Genomic DNA, 24,938 nt, shown 5'->3' with positions numbered 1-24,938 from the left:
CGCCCTGGGTTCTTCTGTGCGCCGGGTGCCCTGCGCCCTTGGTGTCCGGGCTGGGGGCTCAGGTGTTGCTGGCCGCGACCCAGCGCTCCAGCGCCGCGGCCGCCGCCCCCGAGTCGATGGAGTCGGTGGCCCGGGCGATGCCCGCCGCGATCCGCTCATTGAGGGATCCGGTGCCCGGGTCCAGCGCGACCAGCGCGGCTGCCGAGTTCAGCAGGACCGCGTCCCGTACCGGACCGGCCTCACCGGCCAGCAGCCTGCGGGCCACATCCGCGTTGTACGACGAGTCGCCGCCGCGCAGCGCCTCCACCGGGACCAGCCCGATGCCCACGTCGCGCGGGTCGAAGGTCTCCTCGCGCACCGTGCCGTCCGCCACCGTCCAGACCCTGGAGGTGGCGGTGGTGGTGAGCTCGTCCAGCCCGTCGTCGCCGCGGAACACCAGGGCGGACGAACCGCGCTCGGCCAGCACCCCCGCGATGATGGGCGCCACCCGCGCGTCGGAGACACCGGTCGCCTGCGCACGGACCTTCGCGGGGTTGGTGAGCGGACCCAGGAAGTTGAAGGTGGTGCGGATGCCCAACTCCTTCCGGGCAGCGGCCACATAGCGCAGCGCGGGGTGGAACTTCACCGCGAAGCAGTAGGTGATGCCCGCCTCTCCGGCGACCTCGGCGACCCGCTCCGGGGCCAGCTGGAGATTGACGCCCAGCTTCTCCAGGACGTCGGACGCCCCGCTCTGGGACGACGCCGCCCGGTTGCCGTGCTTGACGACCTTGGCGCCGGTGCCCGCCACGACGATGGAGGACATGGTCGAGATGTTCACGGTGTTGGCGCCGTCGCCGCCGGTGCCGACGATGTCCACGCTCGGGCCCGGCACGTCGATCAGCCTGGCGTGCGCGTACATCGCCCGGACCAGACCGCTGATCTCCGCGACCGTCTCGCCCTTGGCGCGCAGGGCGACCGCGAACCCGGCGATCTGCGCGTCCGTCGCCTCGCCGCGCATGATGCGGTCCATCGCCCAGGCGGTGGCGTCCGCACTCTGGTCGATGCCGCGCAGCAGGGAGTCGAGAACGCCCGGCCAGGAGTGGGCCGCCACGCTGTCGCCGCCGACCGGGGTCACAACGCTCATGGTCCACTCCTGGGTCCACCGTCGAATAGGGATGCGGCCAGCTTATCCAGCTCCGGGGGACAGCGAAGAGCCCCGTCCATCGAATGGACGGGGCTCCTGCTGTGGCGACTTTTCAGTCGGTCAGGTGATCAGTGGTGACCGTGGCCGCTGGTGATCTCCTTGTACTCCTCGGCAGTGGGCTTCTCGATCTGGTTGTGCTCGCCGTAGTAGCCCTTGCTCAGCTTGGCGCGGACCCGGGTGAGACGGGACACCTTGCGCGCGACACCGTTCTCGTCGACCTCGGGGCCGATTTCGAGCGGCTGGTACTGCTCGTGCGCGGTCAGGGTGTGCAGCTGCGCGGGCTTGAGCGGCTCGTGCACCTCGATGAACTCACCGTGCGGCAGGCGCTTGATGACGCCGGACTCGCGTCCGTGCAGCACCTTCTCCCGGTCACGGCGCTGCAGACCCAGGCACCAGCGCTTGGCGACGATGAACGCGATGACCGGTCCGACGAACATCCCGACCCGGACGAACCAGGTGATGGCGTTGATCGACAGATCGAAGTGCGTTGCCCAGAGGTCGTTGCCGCCGCCGACGAGCAGGATCAGGTAGAGCGTGATCCAGGCGACGCCGAGACCCGTACGCGTCGGGGCGTTGCGCGGGCGGTCCAGGATGTGGTGCTCGCGCTTGTCCCCGGTGATCCAGGACTCGATGAACGGATAGACGCCGATACCGACCAGGACCAGCGGGAAGACCACGATCGGGATGAACACGCCCAGGACGAGTGTGTGACCCCAGGCGTTGATCTCCCAGCCCGGCATGATGCGGACGAGCCCCTCGGAGAAGCCCATGTACCAGTCGGGCTGGGCGCCGGTCGACACCTGGTCCGGACGGTACGGGCCGATCTCCCAGATCGGGTTGATCGAGGCGATCGCGGCCATGGCTGCGATGACACCGAAGACCAGGAAGAAGAAGCCTCCGGCCTTGGCCATGTAGACCGGCAGCAGGGGCATACCGACGACGTTCTTGTTCGTCTTGCCGGGACCCGCGAACTGCGTGTGCTTGTGGTAGAAGACCAGGATCAGGTGGCCGACCAGCAGGCCGAGCATGATGCCCGGCAGCAGCAGTACGTGGACCGAGTAGAACCGCGAGACGAAGTCGCCGCCCGGGAACTCACCGCCGTACAGGAACATCGACGCGTACGAGCCGACGACCGGGATGGAGAGCATGACGCCCTCCATGAACCGCACACCCGTACCGGAGAGCAGGTCGTCCGGGAGGGAGTAGCCGGTGAAGCCGGTGAACATCCCGAGCACCAGCAGCAGGAAGCCGAAGAGCCAGTTGATCTCGCGCGGCTTGCGGAAGGCGCCCGTGAAGAACACGCGCATCATGTGCACCAGCATGCCGGCCAGGAAGACCAGCGCGGCCCAGTGGTGGATCTGCCGGATGAGCAGACCGCCGCGGACCTCCAGGCTGATGTTCACCGTCGAGGCGTACGCCTCGGACATGTGGATGCCCTGGAGCGGCACGTACGGGCCGTCGTAGACGACCTCGTTCATGCTCGGGTGGAAGAACAGCGTCAGATAGACACCCGTGAGGATGATGATGATGAAGGTGTAGAGGCAGATCTCCCCGAGCATGAAGGACCAGTGGTCCGGGAAGATCTTGCGCATGTTGGTCTTGGCCAGGCCGTAGATGCCCAGACGGCCGTCGGCCCAGTCGGCCACCCGCTCGCCGGCGGGCGCCTTGCGCTGTGTATCCGTCACGGTGCTCATCCGCGCTCCCAGAAAGCAGGACCGACGGGCTCTGCGAAGTCGCCGAGCGCTTCGAGATTACCCTCGCCGTTCACACCGATCCGCAGCTGCGGCAGCGGGTGGCCGGCCGGGCCGAAGATGACGCGGGCGCCGTCGGACAGGTCGAAGGTGGACTGGTGGCACGGGCAGAGCACGTGGTGCGTCTGCTGCTCGTACAGGCTGATCGGGCAGCCGACGTGGGTGCAGATCTTCGAGAACGCGACGATGCCGTCGTGGGCCCACTCGCGTTCCTTCTTGTCCTTGATGTTGTCCGGCTGGATACGGACGATCATCAGGGCGGCCTTGGCGATCTGCGTCTGGAAGTCCTCGTCGGACTCCGAGAGGCCCTGCGGCATGGCGAACGTCAGCGAACCGACGGCCACGTCCTCGGGACGCAGCGGCTGGTTGGTGTTCATGTTGATGAGCACCTTGCCGCGCGCCCACAGCGTCTTGCGGAGCTTCTTCTCCGGCAGCGGACCGAGGTCGCGCAGCAGCATCACACCGGCGAGCGGCACCATGGCCATGGCGCCGAACATCGTGGTGCGGATCAGCTTGCGGCGGCCGAAGCCGGACTCGGCGGCGCCTGCCGCGAAGTCGGCCAGGACCTGCGCCTTGACCTCGGCCGGGGCCTCGATCGGGTGGCGGTCGGCCGGCATCTCGACGTCCGACATCAGCGTGCGGGCCCAGTGGACCGCGCCGGCGCCGATCGTGAAGAGCGCCACGCCCAGGGTCAGCCCCAGGGAGAAGTTGAGCGCGCTCACGTGCCCGAACGGGAAGACAAAGATGATCTTGTCGACGGGGAAGATCACATAGGACGCGATGAACCCGATCGTCGCCAGCATCGAGAGCGTGAACAGGAAGGCGACCACGCGCTCGGAGCGCTTGGCTGCCCGCTCGTCGATGTCCTGGATACGCGGCTTGTGGGCCGGCAGTCCGGGGTCCGCGAACGGGTCGTCCGCGGTCTTCACCGCGCCGTGCGCGGGGTCCTGCTCGCTCGGCAGGTTCTCTTCGGAATTCTCTTGGCTACTCATGACTTCTTGGCCTTAGCGGTGTGGGCCGCGACCCAGATGGCAACTGCGATCAGCGCACCGAGTCCGAAGATCCAGCCGAACAGGCCCTCACTGACCGGACCGAGGCCGCCCAGCTTGAGGCCGCCCTCGCTGGCGGAGTTGTCGCCGTTGACGGTCTTGATGTACGCGATGATGTTCTGCTTCTGCTTCTCCGGCATCGTGGTGTCGGGGAAGTTCGGCATGCTCTGCGGGCCGGTCTGCATGGCCTCGTAGATGTGCTTCGGGTCCACGCCCTCAAGGCTCGGGGCGAACTTGCCGTGCGTCAGGGCACCGCCCTCGCCCGTGAAGTTGTGGCACTGGGCGCAGTTGGTGCGGAAGAGGTCGCCACCGGCTGCGGTGTCGGCGCCCTGGTCGCTGTACTGCTTCGGGGTCGGCGCGATGGGTCCGGCACCGAGGGAGGCCACGTACGCGGCGAGCTGGTCGATATCGCCCTGCGAGTAGATGACCTTCTTCTTCGGTACCTGCGCGCCGGGCTGCTGGGCAGGCATACGGCCGGTGCCGACCTGGAAGTCCACGGCGGCTGAGCCGACGCCGACCAGGCTGGGGCCGTCGGACGAGCCCTGGCCGCCCATGCCGTGGCAGCTTGCGCAGCCCACGGAGAACAGCTTCTTGCCCTCACTGATGGCGAGGGACTGGGAGGTGTCGTCGGCCTGCGCCTTGCCCGCGGGAGCGAACGCGGCGTACAGCCCCCCGGTGGCCGCCAGCGCGAGGAGTAGGACGACGACCGCCGCCAACGGGTGGCGTCGTCGTGCGGAGAGCTTTTTCACGGATTACCCCGGTGTCAGGATCTTCTGCGTCGGTGCTTGCTGGATGAGTGGGGCGTCGGGCCCGATTACTTGATCAGGTAGATCGTCGCGAAGAGGCCGATCCACACGACATCGACGAAGTGCCAGTAGTAGGACACGACGATGGCTGCGGTCGCCTGCTGGTGCGTGAATCTCTTGGCCGCGTATGTCCTGCCGAGAACGAACAGGAAGGCGATCAGGCCGCCTGTCACATGCAAGCCGTGGAAGCCGGTGGTCAGGTAGAACACCGAGCCGTACGGGTCGGAGGAGAGCGAGAGGCCGTCCTCCTTCACCAGGCTGGTGTACTCGAAGATCTGGCCTCCGATGAAGATCGCACCCATCACGAACGTGATCGAGAACCACGAGCGCAACTTCTTCACATCGCCGCGCTCGGCGGCAAAGACGCCGAGCTGGCATGTGAGAGAAGAGAGCACAAGGATCGTGGTGTTCGTCGCCGAGAAAGGAACGTTCAGCGAGGACGCCATATCCTTCCAGTGCTCGGGACCCGTCACCGATCGCAGGGTGAAGTACATCGCGAAGAGGGCCGCGAAGAACATCAGCTCGGAACTCAACCAGATGATGGTTCCGACGCTGGTGAGGTTCGGCCGATTGACCGACGGGTGCGCGTGCCCGGTTTCTACTGTCGTTGCTGTCGCCACGACCGACATTATGTCGGTCGCTTATCCCGCCCTCACCCTGGGGGGTGCCGTTCGGTGTGTCAGCGGCTCGTGTCCAGCCCTAACGGCCCATCGCGAGCCGGTCCGTAACGGTGTTGACGGGGTGTCGGACGGAGTAGCATCCGCGCCAGGGTCCGACCCCAACGGGCCCCGCGGGCCCGGCAGATCCCGCTGATCCCGAAGACACAGCCGTCACGGAGGAACAATGCAGCCGAGCGCCACGGTCCTGGTCTACAGCGACGACGCGAACACCCGGGAACAGGTACGGCTCGCGGCGGGTCGCAGGCCGGCCTCGGACGTGCCGCCGGTGCAGTACCTGGAGTGCGCGACGCTCGACGCGGTCCTCAGCGCCCTCGACAAGGGCGGGATCGACGCGTGTGTGCTGGACGGGGAGTCGGTCCCCGCGGGCGGTATGGGCGTCTGCCGGCAGATCAAGGACGAGGTCTTCCGCTGCCCGCCCGTGCTGCTGCTGATCGGCCGCCCGCAGGACGCCTGGCTGGCCACCTGGAGCCGCGCGGACGCCGCGGTGACCCTTCCGGTGGAGCCGGTTGAGTTCGCGGCCGCACTGGCCGCTCTGGTGCGTGACAGGCTCGGGGCGGGCACCGTGTCCGCGGGGTCCTGACGGGTCCTGAACAGGGGTCCCTGACCCTCCCCCGCGGAAGCACGGCGCCGGGTGCGGATCAGAGCGCGGCGGGCCGCAGCCGGGCCGTCTGCGCGGGTGTCTCCGTGTTCTGCTTGCCGCCCGTCAGCGCGCTGCCCTTGGCCCATTTGGCCCAGGAGAGGTTCCAGTCGCCGTAGCCGTTGTCGAACGGGGTCATCGTGTCGCCGTCGCTGCCGACGACCGAGACTATGTCGCCCTGGCGCACGTGGTTGAAGAACCACTCGGCGTTGCCGGTGCTCATACCGGTGCAGCCGTGGCTGGTGTTGGCGGAGCCCTGCGACCCCACGGACCAGGGCGCGGCGTGCACGTACTCACCGCTGAGTGTGACCTGTGTCGCGTAGTAGACCGGCAGGTCGTACGAGTCGGAGCTGCCGGCGGCTATCCCGATGCTGGAACTGGTCATCCGTACGTAGTACGTCTTGCCCAGTACGACCTTGACGCCGTTGCGGGTGGCGAAGCCCGGCTTGCCCGTGGTCACCGGAATGGTGTTGATCACGTGGCCGTCGCGCTTGACCGTCATCTCGTGGGAGGAAGCGTCGGTTATCGCCTCCAGACGGTCCCCGGTCTTCAGCTTGAGCGGCTTGGCGGTGCCGCCGTAGAGCTTCTTGCCGACCTTTATCCCGTTGAGGTTGCTGTGCACGTTGACCGTGGCGTGCGCGGGCCAGTACTCCTTCGGACGGTAGTGCAGCGTCTTGCTGTCCACCCAGTACCAGGCGCCGTCGACGGAGGGCACCGAGTCCACCTTCAGGGCGCGCTCGACCTGGGCCCTGGCCTTCTTGTCCTTGACCGGGGCGCTGAGTTGGGCGGTGACCGGCTGGCCCACGCCGTACTCCCCGGCCTTGGGGCCGAAGGTGACGTTCAGCCGGTTGGAGGCGGGCTTGGTGTCGAACGCCATCGTCCGGTTGCCGGGCGCGCCCTGGTCGTCCTCGGTGGCGACCCGGACCGTGTAGTGCACACCTGCGGCCAGCGGAGCGGTGCTGTGCCACCTGCTGCCGTCGGCGGAGAGTTCGCCTGCCAGCTGGCGTCCTGTGCTGTCGGTGGCCGTCACATCGGTGATGCGGCCGTCGTCATCCTTGGAGGTGACTTCGAGCGGCTTGTCGGGGTCGGCCTTGCCGTCGCCCTTGGGGCCGTTGAAGGATATCGAATCGGCCGCGTTGAACGGCGAGGCCGAGAGCGGATTGCTGCCGGAACTGCCGCACGCGGTCGCCGCTGCCCCAAGGGACACGACCAGCAGCGTGCAGCTCAGGACCGTACGGATTCGAGGTGCATGGTTCATATGCACACGTTAAGAAGATCCCCTGGTAACGGCACGCCGGATGACTGCAAACGAGGAGGCCCGGACGCCTGATTGGCGTCCGGGCCTCCTCGTACGGTCCAGCGGTGGGGCTCAGCCCCTACTGGTTCTGGTTCTCTCCGCGGTAGAACTCGAAGACCCAGCCCCAGAGGCCGACCACCACGAGCGGTGCCGAGAAGTACAGCAGCCACCAGCCCATGGCGATGGCCAGGAAGGCGAGCGCGCCGCCGACGGCCAGGGAGATCGGCTGCCAGCTGTGCGGGGCGAAGAAGCCCACCTCACCGGCGTCGTCCGCGACGTCGGCCTCCTTGTTGTCCATCGCGCCGGCGTCGATCCGCCTGGCCGTGAAGGCCAGGTAGAAGCCGATCATGATGCTCAGCCCGAAGGCCATGAAGAGGGCCGTCGTTCCGGCTGCCTCCTTCGACCACACGCCGTAGACGACCGCCACGGCGAGGATGAAGACGGCCAGCCAGATGAACATCTTGCCTTGGACCTTCACTTGCCTGCCTCCTTGCCGCCGGACAGGACCTTGTCACCGGAGCCGTGGTTCTCGAGCTGGTCGAGAGCCGCGATCTCCGGGTGGTGCAGGTCGAACGCCGGGGATTCGGAACGGATCCTCGGGAGGGTCGTGAAGTTGTGCCGGGGCGGCGGGCAGGACGTCGCCCATTCGAGCGAACGGCCGTAGCCCCACGGGTCGTCGACCTCGACCTTCTTGCCGTACTTGGCGGTCTTCCAGACGTTGTAGAAGAACGGCAGGATCGACAGGCCCAGCAGGAAGGAGCTGATGGTCGAGATGGTGTTCAGCGTGGTGAAGCCGTCAGCGGCGAGGTAGTCCGCGTACCGGCGCGGCATGCCCTCGACACCCAGCCAGTGCTGCACCAGGAACGTCCCGTGGAAGCCCACGAACAGCGTCCAGAAGGTGATCTTGCCGAGCCGCTCGTCCAGCATCTTGCCCGTGAACTTCGGCCACCAGAAGTGGAATCCGGAGAACATCGCGAAGACCACGGTGCCGAAGATGACGTAGTGGAAGTGCGCGACCACGAAGTACGAGTCGGAGACGTGGAAGTCCATCGGGGGCGAGGCCAGGATGACGCCGGTCAGACCACCGAAGGTGAAGGTGATCAGGAAGCCGACGGCCCAGAGCATCGGTGTCTCGAAGGACAGCGACCCCTTCCACATCGTGCCGATCCAGTTGAAGAACTTCACACCGGTCGGCACTGCGATCAGGAAGGTCATGAAGGAGAAGAACGGCAGGAGAACACCGCCGGTGACGTACATGTGGTGGGCCCACACCGTCACCGAGAGACCGGCGATCGAAATCGTCGCGGCGACCAGGCCGATGTATCCGAACATCGGCTTTCTGGAGAACACTGGAATCACTTCGGAAATAATTCCGAAGAATGGCAACGCGATGATGTACACCTCTGGATGGCCGAAGAACCAGAAGAGGTGTTGCCATAGGAGCGCGCCGCCATTTGACGCATCGAATACATGAGCGCCGAACTTGCGGTCCGCCTCCAGCGCGAAGAGTGCCGCGGCGAGGACGGGGAAGGCCAGCAGGACCAGCACACCGGTCAGCAGGACGTTCCACACGAAGATCGGCATACGGAACATCGTCATGCCGGGGGCGCGCATGCAGATGATCGTGGTGATGAAGTTGACCGAACCGAGGATCGTGCCGAAGCCGGAGAAGGCCAGACCCATGATCCACATGTCGGCGCCGACGCCCGGTGACCGGACCGCGTCCGACAGCGGGGAGTAGGCGAACCAGCCGAAGTCGGCCGCACCCTGCGGGGTGATGAAGCCACCGACCGCGATGAGCGAGCCGAAGAGGTACAGCCAGTACGCGAACATGTTCAGCCGCGGGAACGCCACATCGGGCGCCCCGATCTGCAACGGCATGATCCAGTTCGCGAACCCGGCGAAGAGCGGCGTCGCGAACATCAGCAGCATGATCGTGCCGTGCATCGTGAACGCCTGGTTGAACTGCTCGTTCGACACGATCTGCGTACCCGGACGGGCCAGCTCGGCGCGCATCACGAGCGCCAGCACACCGCCGATGCAGAAGAAGGCGAACGATGTGACCAGATACATCGTGCCGATCGTCTTGTGATCAGTGGTGGTCATCCACTTGATGACGATGTTTCCCGGCTCTTTGCGCCGTACCGGCAGCTCGCTCTCGTAGGAGTCGTCTGCTGCCGCGGCACCCTGAGGTTCGTTGAGGATGCTCACAGGTTGTTCGTCTCCGCGTTCTTGGCGTGGCCAGTCTGCGCGATCCCGGCGGGGATGTAGCCGTTCTGGTGCTTGGCCGCCAGGTCCTTGAGGTGCTGCTTGTAGCGCTCCGGGGAGACGACCTTCACATTGAAGAGCATCCGGGAGTGGTCTACGCCGCACAGCTCAGCGCACTTGCCCAGGAAGGTGCCCTCCTGGTTGGGGGTCACCTCGAAGGAGTTGGTGTGGCCCGGGACAACGTCCATCTTCATGAGGAACGGCACCACCCAGAAGTCGTGGATGACGTCGCGCGAAGTGAGAACGAAGCGGACCTTCTCGCCCTTGGGCAGCCAGAGGGTCGGCCCCGGGTTGCCGGTCTGCGGGTTCCGGGAGGCCGGCGTGCCGACGTCGTAGACGCCTTCGGCTCCCTTGGGGAATTGCTTGGTGAAGCGGTCCGGGATATCGGACAGCTCTGTGGTCTTCGCCGCGTTGCCCGTGGACGGGTTGCCGTCCACGTCCTCCACGTAGTTGAAGCCCCAGCTCCACTGGAAGCCGACCACGTTGATCGTGTGGGCGGGCTTCGGCGAAAGACTGAGGATCTTCGACTCATCGCGCGCGGTGAAGTAGAAGAGCACCGAGACGATGATCAGAGGAACCACGGTGTACAACGCCTCGATCGGCATGTTGTACCGGGTCTGCGGAGGTACCTCCACCTTGGTCCGGCTACGCCGGTGGAAGATGACACTCCAGATGATCAGCCCCCACACCAGCACGCCCGTGGCGAGCGCTGCCGCCCACGAGCCCTGCCAGAGGGAGAGGATCCGAGGTGCCTCTTCCGTTACCGGGGTGGGCATACCAAGGCGGGGGAAATCCTTGTACGAGCAACCGGTAGCGGTCACAAGGATCAGGCCCGCAGTCAGCACCTGCGGCAGCTTCCGCCGCATCGGGCGCCGCGACGAGCGGTCGGAGCCGTTGGGACTCACGTAGCGCCTTCCCGAGAGTCTCGCCCGTGCGGCCGGCTGCGGCCGCATCGAGGTCGGTCGCCGGTCCTGCTCGGGCAGGGGTTTGGATGTTTATGCGGACCAAACCCTACTGGAGGCCATTTGGGGCCGCGCGGGGAGGGTGCCCAACGCGCCGCCCGACACCCCGAAGGGGTGGAATCCCGGCTTCCGGCGGGGATCTGACGATCCCTCCCCCTACGTGGCAGGCGGTCCGTCCGCAGGCGCAGACTAGCGTGGCGCCGTGTCCTACTTCGATGCCGCGTCCTCCGCGCCCCTGCACCCCGTCGCACGTCAGGCCTTGCAAGCCTCCCTGGACGACGGCTGGGCCGATCCCTCCCGGCTGTACCGGGAGGGGAGGCGGGTGCGGCTGCTGCTCGACGCGGCCCGCGAGGCGGCGGCCGATGCGGTCGGGTGCCGCCCGGACGAGCTCGTGTTCACCTCGTCCGGCACCCGGGCTGTCCACTCCGGAATTGCCGGCGCACTTTCTGGCCGTCGGCGTGTCGGCGGTCATCTGGTGGTGTCGTCGGTCGAACACTCATCGGTACTCCATTCGGCGGCGGCCCATGAGGCGGGCGGCGGTTCGGTGACCGAAGTGCCGGTCGGGCGGACCGGAGCCGTGGACCCGGACACGTACGCGGCCGCGCTGACCGCCCGGACCGCGCTGGCCTGCCTGCAGTCCGCCAACCACGAGACCGGCACCGAACAGCCGGTCGCCGAGGTCGCCGACGCGTGCGGGGCCGCCGGGGTGCCGCTGCTGGTGGACGCGGCCCAGTCGCTGGGGTGGGGGCGGGTCGAAGGGGACTGGTCGCTGCTCACCGCGAGTGCGCACAAGTGGGGCGGGCCGGCCGGGGTGGGGCTGCTCGCCGTACGGAAGGGTGTGAGGTTCGTCCCTCAAGGCCCGGCGGACGAGCGGGAGTCGGGGCGCGCCGCCGGTTTCGAGAACGTCCCGGCGATCGTGGCCGCCGCGGCCTCGCTGCGGGCCGTACGGGCCGGGGCCGCGGCCGAGTCGGTACGGCTGCGCGGTCTCGTGGACCGGATCAGGGCCTCGGTGGGCGAGCTGGTGACGGACGTCGAGGTGGTCGGCGATCCGGTGCGACGGCTGCCGCATCTCGTGACGTTCTCCTGTCTCTATGTCGACGGGGAGACTCTGCTGCACGAGTTGGATATGGCCGGTTTCTCCGTGTCATCCGGTTCGTCCTGCACCAGCAGCACGCTGACGCCCAGTCATGTGCTGCGGGCGATGGGGGTGCTCTCGGAGGGGAACGTACGCGTCTCGCTGCCGCTCGGCGTGGCGGAGGCGGACGTCGACCGGTTCCTGGAGGTGCTGCCGGGCGTGGTCCGTTCCGTACGGGAGCGGCTGGGCGCCGTGGGGGGCGCCGCCCGGGGTCCGGTGCAGGGTGCGGAGGCGGGGCCGCCCGCGGAGGCCGCGGCGGCACCGGACCGTGCGGCCGCGGCGGGATCCGGGGCCGGCCCCGCGGCGGAGCTGGTCGTGGACGCGCTCGGGAAGCGCTGCCCGGTCCCGGTGATCGAGCTGGCCAAGGTGATCGGGGACGTGCCGGTGGGCGGGGTGGTGACGGTGCTCTCGGACGACGAGGCCGCGCGGCTCGATGTGCCGGCGTGGTGCGAGATGCGGGGGCAGGAGTACGAGGGGGCGCACCCGGTCGACGGGGGTACCGCCTTCCGGGTGCGCCGCGTGTCGTGAGCCGGTCCGCCGGGGCCGCACGGAGGCACCCCGGGGTCCGGTGGGCTACTGGAGGTGGGGCTGGACCTCTGCCGCCGCGTCGTGGCCGTACGCCTTGGTGAAGCGGTCCATGAAGTTGGCGCGGCGCAGGGTGTACTCCTGCGTACCCAGCGTCTCGATCACCAGCGTGGCCAGCATGCAGCCGACCTGCGCCGCGCGCTCCAGGCCGACGCCCCACGAGAGCCCCGACAGGAAGCCCGCGCGGAACGCGTCGCCCACGCCCGTCGGGTCGACCTTCGCCTCCTCCTCGGCGCAGCCGACCACGATCGGGGCCTCGCCCCTTCGGTCGATCCGGACGCCCCGGGCGCCGAGCGTGGTGACGCGCTGGCCGACCCGGTCGAGGATCTCGTCCTCGGTCCAGCCGGTCTTGGACTCGATGAGCCCCTTCTCGTACTCGTTGGAGAAGAGGTACGTCGCGCCGACGAGCAGCGTACGGATGCCCTCACCGGACATCCGGGCGATCTGCTGCGAGAAGTCGGCCGCGAACGGGATCGAGCGGGTGCGGCACTCCTCCGTGTGGCGGAGCATCGCCTCGGGGTCGTCGGCACCGATCAGCACCAGGTCGAGACCGCCGACGCGCTCGGCGACCGACTGGAGCTCGATCTGGCGGGCCTCGCTCATCGCGCCCGTGTAGAACGAGCCGATCTGGTTGTGGTCGGCGTCCGTGGTGCACACGAAGCGGGCCGTGTGCAGGACCTCGGAGATCCGGACCGACTCGGTGTCCACACCGTTCCGGTCGAGCCAGGCGCGGTACTCCTCGAAGTCCGAGCCGGCCGCGCCGACCAGGATCGGGGCCGTACCGAGCTGGCCCATCCCGAAGCAGATGTTGGCGCCGACGCCTCCGCGCCGTACGTCGAGGTTGTCGACCAGGAAGGAGAGGGAGACCGTGTGGAGCTGATCGCCGACCAGCTGGTCGGCGAAGCGGCCGGGGAAGGTCATGAGGTGGTCGGTGGCGATGGAGCCGGTGACTGCGATACGCACGGCGAGGACTCCTGCGGATGCGGCGGAGGGAGGCTGACACCTCACGCTACCGGTTCACGCCCCTCGGCTCGAAGGGAGGAAACTACCCGATAGTAGGGCTTTCTCCGCAGGCCGCCCCATGCCTACGGTGGCGATATGCCGAACTCCATCGCGCCGCACCCCGCAGCCCCGTCCGAGTCCGAGTCCGAAGCCGACCTGACCGACCTGCGCGGCGACTGCGCGCGCATGGCCCCGCACTGGGTGGTGCCCGTAGGACCCGCGCCCGAGCCCGTACCCCCGTCCCTGATCCACGGGGTCACGGTGCCGCCCGCCTCCGCGCGGCTGATCGACGCCATGTCCGAGTACGGGGACTGAGCGGCCCGGCGCGGACAGCCGAAGCAGCAGGCAGACAGCAGGACAGACAGCACAGGGAACCGTGCGCTCCCCTGCCCCGTCCCACCTCCGTTCCCCCGCACGGGGGAACGGCCACACGGCAGTGGACGGCAGCGGAGTCGAAGGAGCATGCGGTGAGCAGCGAGCGACCCGAGCACGACACGGCGCGTCCCCGGCGGCGGTCCCCCGCTGTCGTCACCTCGGTGGCGGCAGCGGTGCTGCTGGCCGGAGGCGGCGGAGCCTACTGGGCGGCGACCGCGGTCGGCCACGACAACGGCGGCACGGAGACCAGCGGCGCCCCCGGCGGCACCACCGACCCGCCTCCCCTCGCACTGGACCAGTCGGCCCGGAGCGACGGCCCCCCGGGCATCGCACCGGGGGAACCCGACCCGCGGGGGCCCGTCTACCGCTCCACCGGGACCTTCCCGGCCCCGCCGAAGACGGCTCCGGTGTACCGGGTCGACGGCGCCGTCAGCTCCGCCGACGTGGCGAAGCTGGCCGCCGCACTCGGTGTGCCGGGCACACCGCGGCTCGTGGGTACGGACTGGAAGGTGGGCGCGGCCCAGGACGGTTCGGGCCCGCTGCTCCAGGTCGCCCGGCAGGCCCCCGGCACCTGGACGTTCACCCGGTTCGGCAGCGGTGGCAGCGACAACTGCCCGCGGGGGAAGCTCTGTTCCACCGGCGGCACCGCCTCGGCCGATGGCGGGAGGGCCGTGAGCGAGCGGGCGGCGAAAGCCGCGGCGGCTCCGGTGCTGAAGGCGCTGGGCGAGAGTGACGCGAAGCTCGACGCCGGCCGGGTGATGGGGTCGGTGCGGGTGGTGAACGCCGACCCGAAGATCGGCGGACTGCCCACGTACGGCTGGACGACCGGGCTGCAGATCGGAGCGGACGGCCGACTGACCGGCGGCAGCGGCCCGTTGAAGGCTCCCGTCAAGGGTGCGGAGTATCCGCTGATCAGCGCGTCCGACGCACTGAAACGACTGAACGCGCCCACAGCCGGAGCCGCGGGCGCCGGGACCGGGGGCTGCGCGACGATGGAGCCGCTCACCGAGCACTCGGCCGCCGACACCGGCAGCGGCACCGGCACGGCGAGCGCGCCGCCGTCCGGGCCCTGCACGCCGCCGGGCAAGGCCCCCGGGTCCCGGCAGGTGACCGTGAGCCACGCGGAGCTGGGGCTCGCGGTGCGGCTGGCCGGGGGGCGGCAGATCCTCGTACCCTCCTGGCTGTTCGAGACACGGCCCGCGGGTGCGGCCGGACCCGCCACGGTCACCGCGCCGGCGGTGGCGGACCGCTATCTGACGAAGCCGGAGCCGTCCGGGGGCGGCAACCGTCCCGGCGGCTCGGACCAGACCCCGACGGCCTACCGCGCCGACGGACGGACCCTGACCCTGCGCATCACGGGCCGGATGTGCGGCCGGTACGGCGTACGGACCACCGAGAACAAGGACACGGTACGGGTGGCGCTGACCGCGCCGACCCCGAAGCCGGGGACGGTCTGCCCCGACATCATCGGCGCGGTGACGCAGAAGGTGGTGCTGGAACAGCCGCTGGGGAGCCGGCAGGTCGTCAACGCGGCGAACGGTGACCCCGTACCCCGGATGTGAGGGGGACGCGGCCCCGTACCGCATAACCGGCTGGAGACACGACAGAGGCGGCGGCCCCGGATATCCCGGGACCGCCGCCTCTGGGCGTCCTGCCTGAAAACTCTGCTCAGGACTCAGCTGAACGAGTCGCCGCAGGCGCAGGAGCCGGTGGCGTTCGGGTTGTCGATCGTGAAGCCCTGCTTCTCGATGGTGTCCACGAAGTCGACGGATGCGCCGCCCAGGTACGGGGCGCTCATCCGGTCGGTGACGACCTTGACTCCACCGAAGTCCTTGACCACATCGCCGTCGAGCGAGCGCTCGTCGAAGAAGAGCTGGTAACGGAGGCCCGAGCAGCCGCCGGGCTGGACGGCGACGCGGAGCGCGAGGTCGTCACGGCCTTCCTGGTCGAGCAGGGCCTTGACCTTGGACGCGGCAGCGTCGGACAGGAGGATGCCGTCGCTCACCGTGGTCTTCTCGTCCGATACGGACATCTGCTTCACTCCCGGGATGGGGTCTCCCCGCCGAGGCAGGGGAAGTACGGACTGCTTGCCGACCATTGCAACCGGCAGGGCCACGGATTCATTCCGGGCCTGGCACTTCTCTTTGCCCCTTCATGCTCGCACACCCTTTCCGCCGCGTCACAGAACTGGGCGTCCAGGGATACGTCACATTGACGAGATTGGCATCGTCAATGTGACGTGAAGCAGCTATGATAAATAGCGTCATTTAGACGAGAAGGCCCCGGTGTCCGCACCGGCTCCACCGGAGCGGCACAAGCCGCACGTGTTTCTTGAGAAGAAAGGGTGCGTGTCGTGACCACCGCCCAGCCCCGTCAGGATCTCGATGTACAGCCCTCGCCCCTCGCGCTGCTGCTGCTCGGCCGCGAGGCCGACCCGAAGAGCGAGCGCGGTGTGGAGTGCCCGGGCGACCTGCCCTCCCCGTCCGACCCGGACCTGGTGGAGCGCGCCCGCGCGGCCAAGGAGAAGCTCGGGGACAAGGTCTTCGTGCTCGGCCACCACTACCAGCGCGACGAGGTCATCCAGTTCGCCGACGTGACCGGCGACTCCTTCAAGCTCGCCCGCGACGCGGCCGCCAGGCCGGAGGCCGAGTACATCGTCTTCTGCGGCGTGCACTTCATGGCCGAGTCGGCGGACATCCTGACCACCGACGACCAGAAGGTCGTGCTCCCGGACCTGGCGGCGGGCTGCTCGATGGCCGACATGGCCACCGCCGAGCAGGTCGCCGAGTGCTGGGACGTGCTGACCGACGCCGGTATCGCCGACCGCGTCGTACCCGTCTCGTACATGAACTCGTCCGCTGACATCAAGGCCTTCACCGGCCGGCACGGCGGCACCATCTGTACGTCGTCGAACGCGAAGCGCGCCCTGGAGTGGGCCTTCGACCAGGGAGAGCAGGTCCTCTTCCTCCCCGACCAGCACCTGGGCCGCAACACCGCGGTACGGGACCTGGGGATGTCGCTGGACGACTGCGTCCTCTACAACCCGCACAAGCCGAACGGCGGCCTCACCGCCGAGCAGCTGCGCGGCGCGAAGATGATCCTGTGGCGCGGGCACTGCTCGGTGCACGGGCGGTTCTCGCTGGACTCGGTGAACGACGTCCGCGAGCGGATACCCGGCGTACGGGTGCTGGTCCACCCCGAGTGCAAGCACGAGGTCGTCTCGGCGGCGGACGAGGTGGGCTCGACCGAGTACATCATCAAGGCGCTCGACGCCGCGCCCGCCGGTTCGAAGTGGGCGATCGGGACCGAGCTCAACCTGGTGCGCCGGGTGGCCAACGCGCATCCGGACAAGGAGATCGTCTTCCTCGACAAGACGGTGTGCTTCTGCTCGACGATGAACCGGATCGATCTGCCGCATCTGGTGTGGACGCTGGAGTCGCTGGCCGAGGGGAACCTCGTGAACCGGATCGAGGTCGACCCGGAGACCGAGAGGTACGCGAAGCTGGCCCTGGAGCGGATGCTGGCACTGCCGTAGCGGCTCCCGCGCCCGAGTGCCCCCCGGGCGCCGGCCGCGGCACGGAACAACGCGAGCGGGCCCCGCACCGGATGCCGGTGCGGGGCCCGCTCGTGTGGTGTGCCGGGCGTCAGACGTTCGCCGGCTCCGGCTCGTCCGACGGCGAGTCGGCACCCGACGGGCCCGACGGGGCCGCGTCGCCCGACTTCTTCTCGCGCTTGGCCGCCTTCTTCGCCGCGCGGCGCTCCTTGCGGAGCTCCACCAGCGCGTAGAGCGTCGGCACCAGCAGCAGCGTCAGCAGCGTCGAGGTGATCAGACCGCCGATCACCACGACCGCCAGCGGCTGCGAGATGAAGCCGCCCTCGCCGGTGACGCCGAGCGCCATCGGGAGCAGGGCGAAGATCGTCGCCAGTGCGGTCATCAGGATCGGCCGCAGACGGTGCCTGCCGCCCTCCATGACCGCCTCGACCACGCCGAGACCCTGCGAGCGGTACTGGTTGATCAGGTCGATCAGCACGATCGCGTTGGTGACCACGATGCCGATGAGCATCAGCATGCCGATCATCGCCGGGACACCCAACGGGGTGCCGGTGGCGACCAGCAGACCGATGGCGCCGGTGGCCGCGAACGGGATCGAGACCAGCAGGATCAGCGGCTGGACCAGCGAGCGGAACGTCGCCACCAGCAGCATGAAGACGATCGCGACGGCGGCCAGCATGGCCAGCGCCAGGTTCTTGAACGCGTCGCTCTGGTCGGAGGAGACCCCGCCGATCTGGACGGTCGCACCGCTGGGCAGCGTCTTCTCGACCTCGTTGATCTTGGACTGGAGCGCGGTGCTGACCGCGCCCGTGTTGTCACCGGTCGGCTTCGCCGTGATCGTCGCGGCGCGGGCGCCGTCGATACGGGTCATCGAGACCGGCCCCGGGACCAGCTCGACCGTGGCGATGTCGCCGAGCTTGACCGCGCCGAGGCTGAGGTTCCTCAGCTGGGCGAGGGTGGCGGCCGGCTGTGCCGACTTCACGACGACGTCCCGCTCGGTGTCATCGAGGATCGCCTTGCCCGACGTGGTGCCCTGGACCGCCTGGCCGACGGCCGCGCCCAGCGTCGTCTCGTTGAAGCCAGCGGCGGCTGCCTTGGCGTTGGTCTTCACCGAGATGCGCGGCACGCTCTGCGAGAGGTCGCTCTGGACGTCCTTGACGTGGTCCAGCTTGGCCACAGCCGCCCGTACCTGCTCGGACGCCTTCTTGAGGGTGTCGCCGTCGCCGGCCTTGACCACGACGCTGAGGTCCTGGCTGCCGAAGCCGCCGCCGCTGCCGACGCTGGCGTCGCCGATGCCGTGCAGCTTGGCCAGGCCCTTCTCGATACGGTCCTGGGTCGCGGCGTAGTCCGAGGCGCTCTTCAGGGTCACCTGGTACGAGGCCTGGTTGGCGCCCGTACCGCCGCCGAAGGCAGCGGCGAAGCCGGAGGATCCTACCGTGACCTGGTAGTCCTTGATCGTGTCGATGCCGTCCAGGACCTTCTCGACCTTCTTGGCCGCGGTGTCGGCGGCCTGCAGGCTGGTGCCCGGGTCGAGCTTCTGGGTGAGCGAGAGGGTGTCCTGGTCGCCCTGGTCGAAGAAGTTCGTCTTGAGCAGCGGGGCCATGCCGAAGGTGGCGATGAGCACCACGGCCGCGATGACCAGGCTGGTGATACGGCGCCGGGTCGCGAAGCGCAGCACCGGGACGTAGAAGCGCTGCAGACGGCTGCGCTCCTCCTTCTCCTCGGCCCTGCGGCGCAGCTCCTGCGGGTCGACACCTGCCGAGCCCTTGGGGGCGCGCAGGAACCAGTACGAGAAGACCGGGACCACCGTCAGCGAGACCAGCAGCGAGGCGAGCAGCGCCGCGGTGATCGTGATGGAGAACGAGCCGAAGAGCTGGCCCACCATGCCGCCGACGAGGCCGATCGGCAGGAAGACCGCCACGGTCGTCAGCGTGGAGGACGTGACCGCGCCCGCGACCTCCCGGACGGCGCTGATGATCGCTGTCCGGCGCTCCTCGCCGTAGCTCAGGTGCCGCTTGATGTTCTCCAGGACGACGATCGAGTCGTCGACCACCCGGCCGATCGCGATGGTCAGCGCGCCGAGGGTGAGCATGTTGAGCGAGAGGTCGCGGGTCCACAGCACGATCAGTGCCAGGAGCACCGAGAGCGGGATGGAGAGCGCGGTGACCAGGGTGGAGCGGAGCGACGCCAGGAAGACCAGGATGACGATCACGGCGAAGAGGAGGCCGAGCGCGCCCTCGGTGGTGAGGCCGGAGATCGACTTCGAGACGGACGGGCCCTGGTCGAAGATGACCTTCAGGTCGCTGTCGGAGCCAAGGGTCTTGCGCAGCTCGGGGAGCTTGTCCTTGACCGCGTCGGAGATGGCGACGGCGCTGCCGTCCTGGTCCATCGTCAGCGAGACGGAGAGGCTGGGCTTCCCGTCCGTACGGGTGATGGAGACCGCGCTCGCGGGCTGCTCGGCGACCTTGGCGATGTCACCGAGGCGGACCGGCTTCGGGGCCTGGCCGCCCGTGGGCGCACCGCCCGGCGCGGGCTGGCCGGTGACGCGCAGGTCCTCGATCTGCTTCAGCGAGGTGTAGCCGCCGCCGACCTGGACCGTGCGGCTCTTGCCGTCCTCGGAGAACGAACCGGCCGGGAGCGTGGCGCCGCCCGCCTGCAGCGCCTGGCTGAGCGTCGCCGCGTTCAGTCCGGCGCCGGCCAGCTTCTTGGCGTCGGGGGTGACGGTGACCTGGAGGTCCCGCACGCCGTCGACGCTGACCTGGCCGACGCCGTCGATGTTCTGCAGGACCGGGACGACCGAGCGGTCGAGCTGGTCGGAGAGCGCCTGCTGGTCCTTGTTGGAGGTGACGGCGAGGACGACCGTCGGGATGTCGTCCGTCGAACCGGCGACGACCTGCGGGTCGACCGAGTCGGGGATCTTCACCCGGGCCCGGTTCACGGCCTGCTGGACATCCGCGACGAGCTGCTTGGTGCCGTTGCCGTAGTCGAACTGGGCCATGATCACGGCGTTGCCCTCGCTCGCCGTGGAGGTCACGCCCTTGATGCCGTCGACAGCCTTGATCGTGTCTTCGAGTGGCTCGACGACCTGCTTCTCGACCACGTCGGGGGACGCGCCCTGGTACGGGGCGAGCACCGACACCATCGGCAGTTCGATGGTGGGCAGCAGTTGCTGCTTGAGCTGCGGTATCGCGATCGCGCCGAAGACGACGGCGACGATCGATATCAGCCCGATCAGGGCCCGTTGCGCGAGGCTGAATCTGGACAGCCAGGACATGGGGTCTCTCTTCCGTGGCGGTGCGAGGCAGGTGAAGCCGGAGGAATGTCTGAGGAGTGGCTGAGGGTGTGCGGGGTATGAGGCGAGGGGCACGTATGGCCCACGACTACCTTCAGCCATCCGGCAGGCCCGATTCGTCGCTCCCAGGTGCCCTGCTTATCCAGCGCATACAGCAGCTGGAGTACGCCGTCGCTACGCCCTTGGGTGGACCAGGCCCGATTCGTAGGCGATTACCACCAATTGGGCCCGATCGCGGGCCCCGAGCTTCGCCATCGCGCGGTTCACATGCGTCTTGACGGTGAGCGGGCTGACGGACAGCCGCTCGGCGATCTCGTCATTGGAGTGGCCGCCGCCGACCTGGACGAGGACCTCCCGCTCGCGGACGGTGAGCGCGGCGAGCCGTCCCGCGTACGCCTCGGGGTCCGATCCGTCCGAACTGCCGCCCTGGGCAAGGAAACGCGCGATGAGCCCCTTGGTGGCCACCGGGGAGAGCAGCGCCTCCCCGGCCGCCGCGATACGGATCGCGTTGAGCAGTTCCTCCGGCTCCGCGCCCTTGCCGAGGAAGCCGGACGCGCCGGCCCGCAGGGACTGGACCACGTACTCGTCCACCTCGAAGGTCGTGAGCATCACCACGTGTACCGCGGTGAGTTCGGGGTCGGTGCTGATCATGCGCGTGGCGGCGAGTCCGTCCGTGCCGGGCATCCGGATGTCCATCAGGACCACATCGGGGGCCTCCGAGCGGGCGAGGGCCACGGCCTGCGCGCCGTCCGCCGCCTCCCCGACGACCTCCATGTCGGGCTCCGAGTCCACCAGCACCCGGAACGCGCTGCGCAGCAGCGTCTGATCGTCGGCGAGCAACACCCTGATCGTCATACGTCCTCCCCCGCTCCGGCCGTGACCGGCAGTATCGCCTGTACGCGGAAGCCGCCGCCGTAGCGGGGCCCCGCCGAGCAGGAGCCCCGCAGCGCGGCCGCCCGCTCGCGCATCCCGGTCAGGCCGTGGCCCCCGCCGTCAGCCGCCGGGCCGTATCCGGCGCTCTCCGGCCCGGCCGCCGCGCCCCGCCCCTCGCCGTACCGGCCCGCGCCGTCGTCGAGGACGGTGACCTCCACGGCGGGGCCCACCCGCACCACGCTGACCTCGGCCCGCGCGCCGGGCCCCGCATGCTTGCGCACATTGGTCAGCGCCTCCTGGATGATCCGGTACGCGGCCAGGTCGACGGCGGCCGGCATGGCGGTCCGCTCGGGGTTGCAGGCCACCTCCACCGGGAGTCCGGCGTTACGGAAGGTGTCGACCAGCTCGTCGAGCACCGCGAGTCCCGGCGCCGGTTCGGTGGGTGCCTCCGGGTCGCCGGACTGGCGCAGCAGGCCGACGGTGGCGCGCAGTTCGTTGAGCGCGGAGCGGCTGGCCTCCCGTACGTGGGCGAGCGCCTCCTTGGCCTGGTCGGGGCGCTTGTCCATGACGTGGGCCGCCACTCCGGCCTGGACGTTGACCAGGGCGATGTGGTGGGCGACGACATCGTGGAGGTCACGGGCGATCCGCAGCCGCTCCTCGGCGACCCGGCGCCTGGCCTCCTCGTCCCGGGTGCGCTCCGCCCGCTCGGCACGCTCCCGGATGGCGTCGACGAAGGCGCGGCGGCTGCGTACGGCGTCGCCCGCCGCCGACGCCATTCCGGTCCACGCGAAGATCCCGAGGTTCTCCTGCGAGTACCAGGGGGTCCGGCTGAAGCACATCGCCGACGCCGTCAGCACGGCCATGGTGAGCAGCCCGACCCGCCAGGTGGTGGGGCGGTCGGTGCGGGAGGCGACGGTGTAGAGCGCGATGACCGCGCTCATCGCCACCGGCGCCGGCGGCTCCCCCGCGATCAGCTCGACCATGGTGACCGCGCCGGTCACCGCCAGCACGGGCACCGGGCTGCGGCGCCGCAGCACCAGGGCCGCGGCGCCCACCAGCATCAGGATGACGCTGCGCAGCTCGGGGCTCCGGGTGCCGAAGGTCGGGCCGTCGGGGCCACCGGTGGAGGCGAACGAACCGGTGATCATGCAGATGAGCACCGCCAGGGCCAGCACGGCGTCGAGCGCCATCGGATGGGCGCGCAGCCAGCCGCTGGCCCGGGCATAGCGGGTGGCGGCTTTCGACGGTGGGGTCACGTCCAGCAACGGTACGGCGTGCCGAGGCGTGGTCGGGCCGCTCGGCCGGGCCCTTGTCCTGACGCAGCAGCTCCGCACGCAGCATCTGCGCGCACAGCGCGTCCGCGGTACCGCATCCGCAGAGGACATCTCCGCGCACAGCACGGCGCCCCGTCCTGTTCCGTCCCCCAGGACCTGTCGCAGGCCGGAGGGGGCGGTACGGGACGGGGCGCCGGGCAAGAAGGTCGCCGGAGCGGTCCGGACGGGCCGTGGAGCGGCTCAGCCCGGGATCAGACCGTCATCGTTGAGCATGTCCCTGACGTCCGCCAGTGTCGCTTCGGCGGGCGGCAGGATCAGCTCCGAGGGAGCCAGGGAGTCGTCAGGGAGTGGCGTTCCCAGCTCCCGGACCTTGTCGAGCAGGGCGTGGAGTGTGCGACGGAAACCTGCTTCGTCGCCGCCCTCCACCTCGACGAGCAGCTCGTCGTCCAGCTTGTTGAGCTCCGTGAAGTGGCTGTCGGCCAGCTCCATCTGACCTTCACCCATGATCCGTACGATCATGACGCTTCCCTACTGCTTGTCCAGATTCGGATGGGGCCTGTCCTGCGGCTCACTGCCTTCGATGGCCTGCTGGGACGCGGAGGACCCGCCTGCCAGCTCGGCCTTCATGCGCTGCAGTTCCAGCTCCACATCCGTACCACCGGAGATCCGGTCCAGCTCGGCGGAGATGTCGTCCTTGCCCATGCCGGACTGGTCGTCCAGAGCGCCCGACGCGAGCAGCTCGTCGATCGCACCCGCCCTGGCCTGCAGCTGGGCCGTCTTGTCCTCGGCCCGTGCGATGGCCTGGCCGACGTCGCCCATCTCCTCGGAGATGCCCGAGAAGGACTCGGCGATCCGGGTCTGCGCCTGGGCCGCCGTGTAGGTGGCCTTGATGGTCTCCTTCTTCGTACGGAAGGCGTCGACCTTGGCCTGCAGACGCTGGGCGGCGAGAGTGAGCTTCTCCTCCTCGCCCTGCAGCGTCTGGTGCTGCGTCTCCAGGTCGGTGACCTGCTGCTGCAGCGCCGCACGGCGTGACAGCGCCTCCCGGGCCAGGTCCTCACGGCCCAGCGCGAGGGCCTTGCGTCCCTGGTCCTCCAGCTTGGTGGACTGTCCCTGCAGCTGGTTCAGCTGCAGTTCGAGACGCTTGCGCGAGGTCGCCACGTCGGCGACCCCACGGCGTACCTTCTGAAGCAGTTCGAGCTGCTTCTGGTACGAGTAATCGAGGGTCTCGCGCGGATCCTCGGCCCGGTCCAGGGCCTTGTTGGCCTTCGCGCGGAAGATCATTCCCATACGCTTCATGACACCGCTCATGGGCTTCGCGCGCCCCCTTCTGACGGACTTCAGCTCCAGCACTTGAACCCACACTACGGGGCCTACATCCATTACCGCACTGTTCGGGAGCGGATGCGCTCCTCCTCCAGGACGAGCTGAGGTGCTCCTACTCCCGCGCAGGGAGTAGGAGCACCTCGGGGAAAGCCCCGCAGAACCGGCGGAACCAGTGCAGGGGACTCCCGGCCGGGCAGACCGTTGCGGGATCGTTCCCCCTCGGTCCTGGCGCCCCGCACAGCACCCCGTACCCTTGGGCTTTGTGTTCCGAAGCCGCGCCAATGAAGAGAAGGCCCGCACCTCCAAGGTGACGCCGGACCTCTCCAAGCAGCCCCGCGACCCGCAGGCCCCCAAAGGTCGCCCCACCCCCAAGCGGAATGAGGCGCAGTCCCAGCGACGCCGCGCGGTCACTCCCACGACCGACCGCAAGGAGGCCTCCAAGCGTCAGCGCGAGGCCCGCCGTGCGGACATGGCGAAGCAGCGTGAGGCTCTCGCCAGCGGTGACGAGCGTTATCTGCCGGCCCGGGACAAGGGCCCGGTCCGCCGCTTCGCGCGGGACTACGTGGACTCGCGCTGGTGCCTCGCCGAGTTCTTCCTGCCGCTCGCCGTGGTCATCCTGGTACTGAGCGTCATCCAGGTGCCCGGCATCCAGAGCATCGCGCTGCTGCTCTGGCTCATCGTGATCGTGCTGATCATCATCGACTCGGCCGGAATCTGGTTCCGGATGAGGAAGCAGATGAACGAGCGCTTCCCGAACCAGCCCAAGGGCGGCGCCCTGGCCTACGGCCTGATGCGCACGCTCCAGATGCGCCGGATGCGTCTGCCGAAGCCGCAGGTCAAGCGCGGAGAGCGGCCCTGAGCACGGGCGTACCGGGGTTCGAGGGCGCTTCGGC

At 69.0% G+C, this 24,938-nt stretch carries 22 protein-coding genes; 6 read left to right on the top strand and 16 right to left on the bottom strand.

The window, feature by feature from the left end; genetic code table 11:
- Window positions 1-58: 58 nt before the first annotated feature.
- From trpD to OG210_RS24215, 5 genes are all read right to left on the bottom strand, one after another.
- Window positions 59-1,123 (bottom strand): anthranilate phosphoribosyltransferase, encoded by a 1,065-nt coding sequence (gene trpD / locus OG210_RS24235; RefSeq protein ID WP_328325716.1) that lies wholly within the window; start codon window positions 1,121-1,123, stop codon window positions 59-61.
- 128 nt (window positions 1,124-1,251) lie between these two features.
- Window positions 1,252-2,877, bottom strand: coding sequence for a ubiquinol-cytochrome c reductase cytochrome b subunit (locus OG210_RS24230; protein WP_328325718.1), 1,626 nt, complete (start codon window positions 2,875-2,877; stop codon window positions 1,252-1,254).
- Window positions 2,874-3,926: a Rieske 2Fe-2S domain-containing protein gene (locus OG210_RS24225; RefSeq protein ID WP_328325720.1), complete on the bottom strand. Its 1,053-nt coding sequence runs from the start codon at window positions 3,924-3,926 to the stop codon at window positions 2,874-2,876. Before OG210_RS24225 ends, OG210_RS24230 begins: the two co-directional genes overlap by 4 nt.
- Entirely contained in the window at window positions 3,923-4,732 is an 810-nt protein-coding gene (locus tag OG210_RS24220) for a c-type cytochrome (protein ID WP_328325722.1), read from the bottom strand. Before OG210_RS24220 ends, OG210_RS24225 begins: the two co-directional genes overlap by 4 nt.
- 65 nt (window positions 4,733-4,797) lie before the next feature.
- Window positions 4,798-5,418, bottom strand: a complete 621-nt coding sequence (locus tag OG210_RS24215) for a heme-copper oxidase subunit III (RefSeq protein WP_164264241.1) — start codon at window positions 5,416-5,418, stop codon at window positions 4,798-4,800.
- A 214-nt stretch (window positions 5,419-5,632) separates the two neighbouring features.
- Between OG210_RS24215 and OG210_RS24210 the strand changes: the two genes are divergently transcribed.
- A complete protein-coding gene (locus OG210_RS24210; RefSeq protein WP_328325724.1) occupies window positions 5,633-6,049 on the top strand; it encodes a hypothetical protein in 417 nt (138 codons plus the stop codon).
- Window positions 6,050-6,107: 58 nt separating this feature from the next.
- Here OG210_RS24210 and OG210_RS24205 read toward each other — a convergent pair whose 3' ends face one another.
- From OG210_RS24205 to coxB, 4 genes are all read right to left on the bottom strand, one after another.
- The gene (locus OG210_RS24205; protein WP_328325726.1) at window positions 6,108-7,364 is read right to left on the bottom strand and encodes an Ig-like domain-containing protein; all 1,257 of its coding nucleotides are present in this window, start codon (window positions 7,362-7,364) and stop codon (window positions 6,108-6,110) included.
- Window positions 7,365-7,482: 118 nt separating this feature from the next.
- On the bottom strand, window positions 7,483-7,881 hold the full coding sequence (locus OG210_RS24200) for a cytochrome c oxidase subunit 4 (RefSeq protein ID WP_266857821.1): 399 nt from the start codon (window positions 7,879-7,881) through the stop codon (window positions 7,483-7,485).
- Window positions 7,878-9,614, bottom strand: a complete 1,737-nt coding sequence (ctaD, locus tag OG210_RS24195) for a cytochrome c oxidase subunit I (protein WP_328317063.1) — start codon at window positions 9,612-9,614, stop codon at window positions 7,878-7,880. Before ctaD ends, OG210_RS24200 begins: the two co-directional genes overlap by 4 nt.
- Complete coding sequence (gene coxB / locus OG210_RS24190) at window positions 9,611-10,576, bottom strand: cytochrome c oxidase subunit II (RefSeq protein WP_328325730.1); 966 nt, start codon at window positions 10,574-10,576, stop codon at window positions 9,611-9,613. Before coxB ends, ctaD begins: the two co-directional genes overlap by 4 nt.
- 259 nt (window positions 10,577-10,835) lie before the next feature.
- Between coxB and OG210_RS24185 the strand changes: the two genes are divergently transcribed.
- Window positions 10,836-12,296 carry a cysteine desulfurase/sulfurtransferase TusA family protein gene (locus OG210_RS24185; protein ID WP_371538654.1) on the top strand — a complete coding sequence of 487 codons (1,461 nt, stop codon included), beginning with the start codon at window positions 10,836-10,838 and terminating at the stop codon, window positions 12,294-12,296.
- 45 nt (window positions 12,297-12,341) lie between these two features.
- On the opposite strand, the gene OG210_RS24180 is transcribed toward OG210_RS24185, so the two are convergent.
- Window positions 12,342-13,316, bottom strand: coding sequence for a carbohydrate kinase family protein (locus OG210_RS24180; protein WP_328325734.1), 975 nt, complete (start codon window positions 13,314-13,316; stop codon window positions 12,342-12,344).
- 135 nt (window positions 13,317-13,451) lie between these two features.
- Here OG210_RS24180 and OG210_RS24175 point away from each other — a divergent pair, with 135 nt between their 5' ends.
- Both OG210_RS24175 and OG210_RS24170 read left to right on the top strand, forming a co-directional pair.
- Complete coding sequence (locus tag OG210_RS24175) at window positions 13,452-13,670, top strand: hypothetical protein (RefSeq protein WP_328325736.1); 219 nt, start codon at window positions 13,452-13,454, stop codon at window positions 13,668-13,670.
- 152 nt (window positions 13,671-13,822) lie between these two features.
- Entirely contained in the window at window positions 13,823-15,292 is a 1,470-nt protein-coding gene (locus OG210_RS24170; protein ID WP_328325738.1) for a hypothetical protein, read from the top strand.
- 113 nt (window positions 15,293-15,405) lie between these two features.
- On the opposite strand, the gene OG210_RS24165 is transcribed toward OG210_RS24170, so the two are convergent.
- Entirely contained in the window at window positions 15,406-15,762 is a 357-nt protein-coding gene (locus OG210_RS24165) for an iron-sulfur cluster assembly accessory protein (protein WP_164264231.1), read from the bottom strand.
- Window positions 15,763-16,074: 312 nt separating this feature from the next.
- Between OG210_RS24165 and nadA the strand changes: the two genes are divergently transcribed.
- Entirely contained in the window at window positions 16,075-17,265 is a 1,191-nt protein-coding gene (nadA, locus tag OG210_RS24160) for a quinolinate synthase NadA (protein WP_328325740.1), read from the top strand.
- 109 nt (window positions 17,266-17,374) lie between these two features.
- On the opposite strand, the gene OG210_RS24155 is transcribed toward nadA, so the two are convergent.
- From OG210_RS24155 to OG210_RS24135, 5 genes are all read right to left on the bottom strand, one after another.
- Window positions 17,375-20,557, bottom strand: a complete 3,183-nt coding sequence (locus OG210_RS24155) for an efflux RND transporter permease subunit (RefSeq protein WP_328325742.1) — start codon at window positions 20,555-20,557, stop codon at window positions 17,375-17,377.
- 192 nt (window positions 20,558-20,749) lie between these two features.
- On the bottom strand, window positions 20,750-21,430 hold the full coding sequence (locus OG210_RS24150) for a response regulator transcription factor (protein ID WP_328325744.1): 681 nt from the start codon (window positions 21,428-21,430) through the stop codon (window positions 20,750-20,752).
- Window positions 21,427-22,713, bottom strand: coding sequence for a sensor histidine kinase (locus OG210_RS24145; RefSeq protein ID WP_371538650.1), 1,287 nt, complete (start codon window positions 22,711-22,713; stop codon window positions 21,427-21,429). Before OG210_RS24145 ends, OG210_RS24150 begins: the two co-directional genes overlap by 4 nt.
- Window positions 22,714-22,962: 249 nt before the next feature.
- Window positions 22,963-23,241 carry a hypothetical protein gene (locus tag OG210_RS24140; protein WP_328325748.1) on the bottom strand — a complete coding sequence of 93 codons (279 nt, stop codon included), beginning with the start codon at window positions 23,239-23,241 and terminating at the stop codon, window positions 22,963-22,965.
- A gap of 9 nt (window positions 23,242-23,250) precedes the next feature.
- Window positions 23,251-24,030: a PspA/IM30 family protein gene (locus OG210_RS24135; protein WP_371538648.1), complete on the bottom strand. Its 780-nt coding sequence runs from the start codon at window positions 24,028-24,030 to the stop codon at window positions 23,251-23,253.
- Between the two features lie 277 nt (window positions 24,031-24,307).
- Here OG210_RS24135 and OG210_RS24130 point away from each other — a divergent pair, with 277 nt between their 5' ends.
- Complete coding sequence (locus tag OG210_RS24130) at window positions 24,308-24,904, top strand: DUF3043 domain-containing protein (protein WP_328325751.1); 597 nt, start codon at window positions 24,308-24,310, stop codon at window positions 24,902-24,904.
- The last annotated feature ends 34 nt before the right edge of the window (window positions 24,905-24,938 follow it).

This window comes from Streptomyces sp. NBC_00466 (assembly GCF_041433995.1).
Classification (GTDB): domain Bacteria; phylum Actinomycetota; class Actinomycetes; order Streptomycetales; family Streptomycetaceae; genus Streptomyces.
The sequence above is the reverse complement of the archived record's forward strand: the minus strand, read 5'-3'. Positions and strand labels throughout refer to the sequence as shown.

Excerpts from the sequence above, each read along its gene's own strand:
- OG210_RS24140 (WP_328325748.1), bottom strand. The coding sequence starts at position 23,241 with ATGATCGTACGGATCATGGGTGAAGGTCAGATGGAGCTGGCCGACAGC.
- OG210_RS24165 (WP_164264231.1), bottom strand. The coding sequence starts at position 15,762 with ATGTCCGTATCGGACGAGAAGACCACGGTGAGCGACGGCATCCTCCTG.
- trpD (WP_328325716.1), bottom strand. The coding sequence starts at position 1,123 with ATGAGCGTTGTGACCCCGGTCGGCGGCGACAGCGTGGCGGCCCACTCC.
- OG210_RS24225 (WP_328325720.1), bottom strand. The coding sequence starts at position 3,926 with ATGAGTAGCCAAGAGAATTCCGAAGAGAACCTGCCGAGCGAGCAGGAC.
- OG210_RS24215 (WP_164264241.1), bottom strand. The coding sequence starts at position 5,418 with ATGTCGGTCGTGGCGACAGCAACGACAGTAGAAACCGGGCACGCGCAC.
- OG210_RS24175 (WP_328325736.1), top strand. The coding sequence starts at position 13,452 with ATGCCGAACTCCATCGCGCCGCACCCCGCAGCCCCGTCCGAGTCCGAG.
- OG210_RS24205 (WP_328325726.1), bottom strand. The coding sequence starts at position 7,364 with ATGAACCATGCACCTCGAATCCGTACGGTCCTGAGCTGCACGCTGCTG.
- OG210_RS24150 (WP_328325744.1), bottom strand. The coding sequence starts at position 21,430 with ATGACGATCAGGGTGTTGCTCGCCGACGATCAGACGCTGCTGCGCAGC.
- OG210_RS24135 (WP_371538648.1), bottom strand. The coding sequence starts at position 24,030 with ATGAGCGGTGTCATGAAGCGTATGGGAATGATCTTCCGCGCGAAGGCC.
- OG210_RS24210 (WP_328325724.1), top strand. The coding sequence starts at position 5,633 with ATGCAGCCGAGCGCCACGGTCCTGGTCTACAGCGACGACGCGAACACC.
- OG210_RS24155 (WP_328325742.1), bottom strand. The coding sequence starts at position 20,557 with ATGTCCTGGCTGTCCAGATTCAGCCTCGCGCAACGGGCCCTGATCGGG.
- OG210_RS24230 (WP_328325718.1), bottom strand. The coding sequence starts at position 2,877 with ATGAGCACCGTGACGGATACACAGCGCAAGGCGCCCGCCGGCGAGCGG.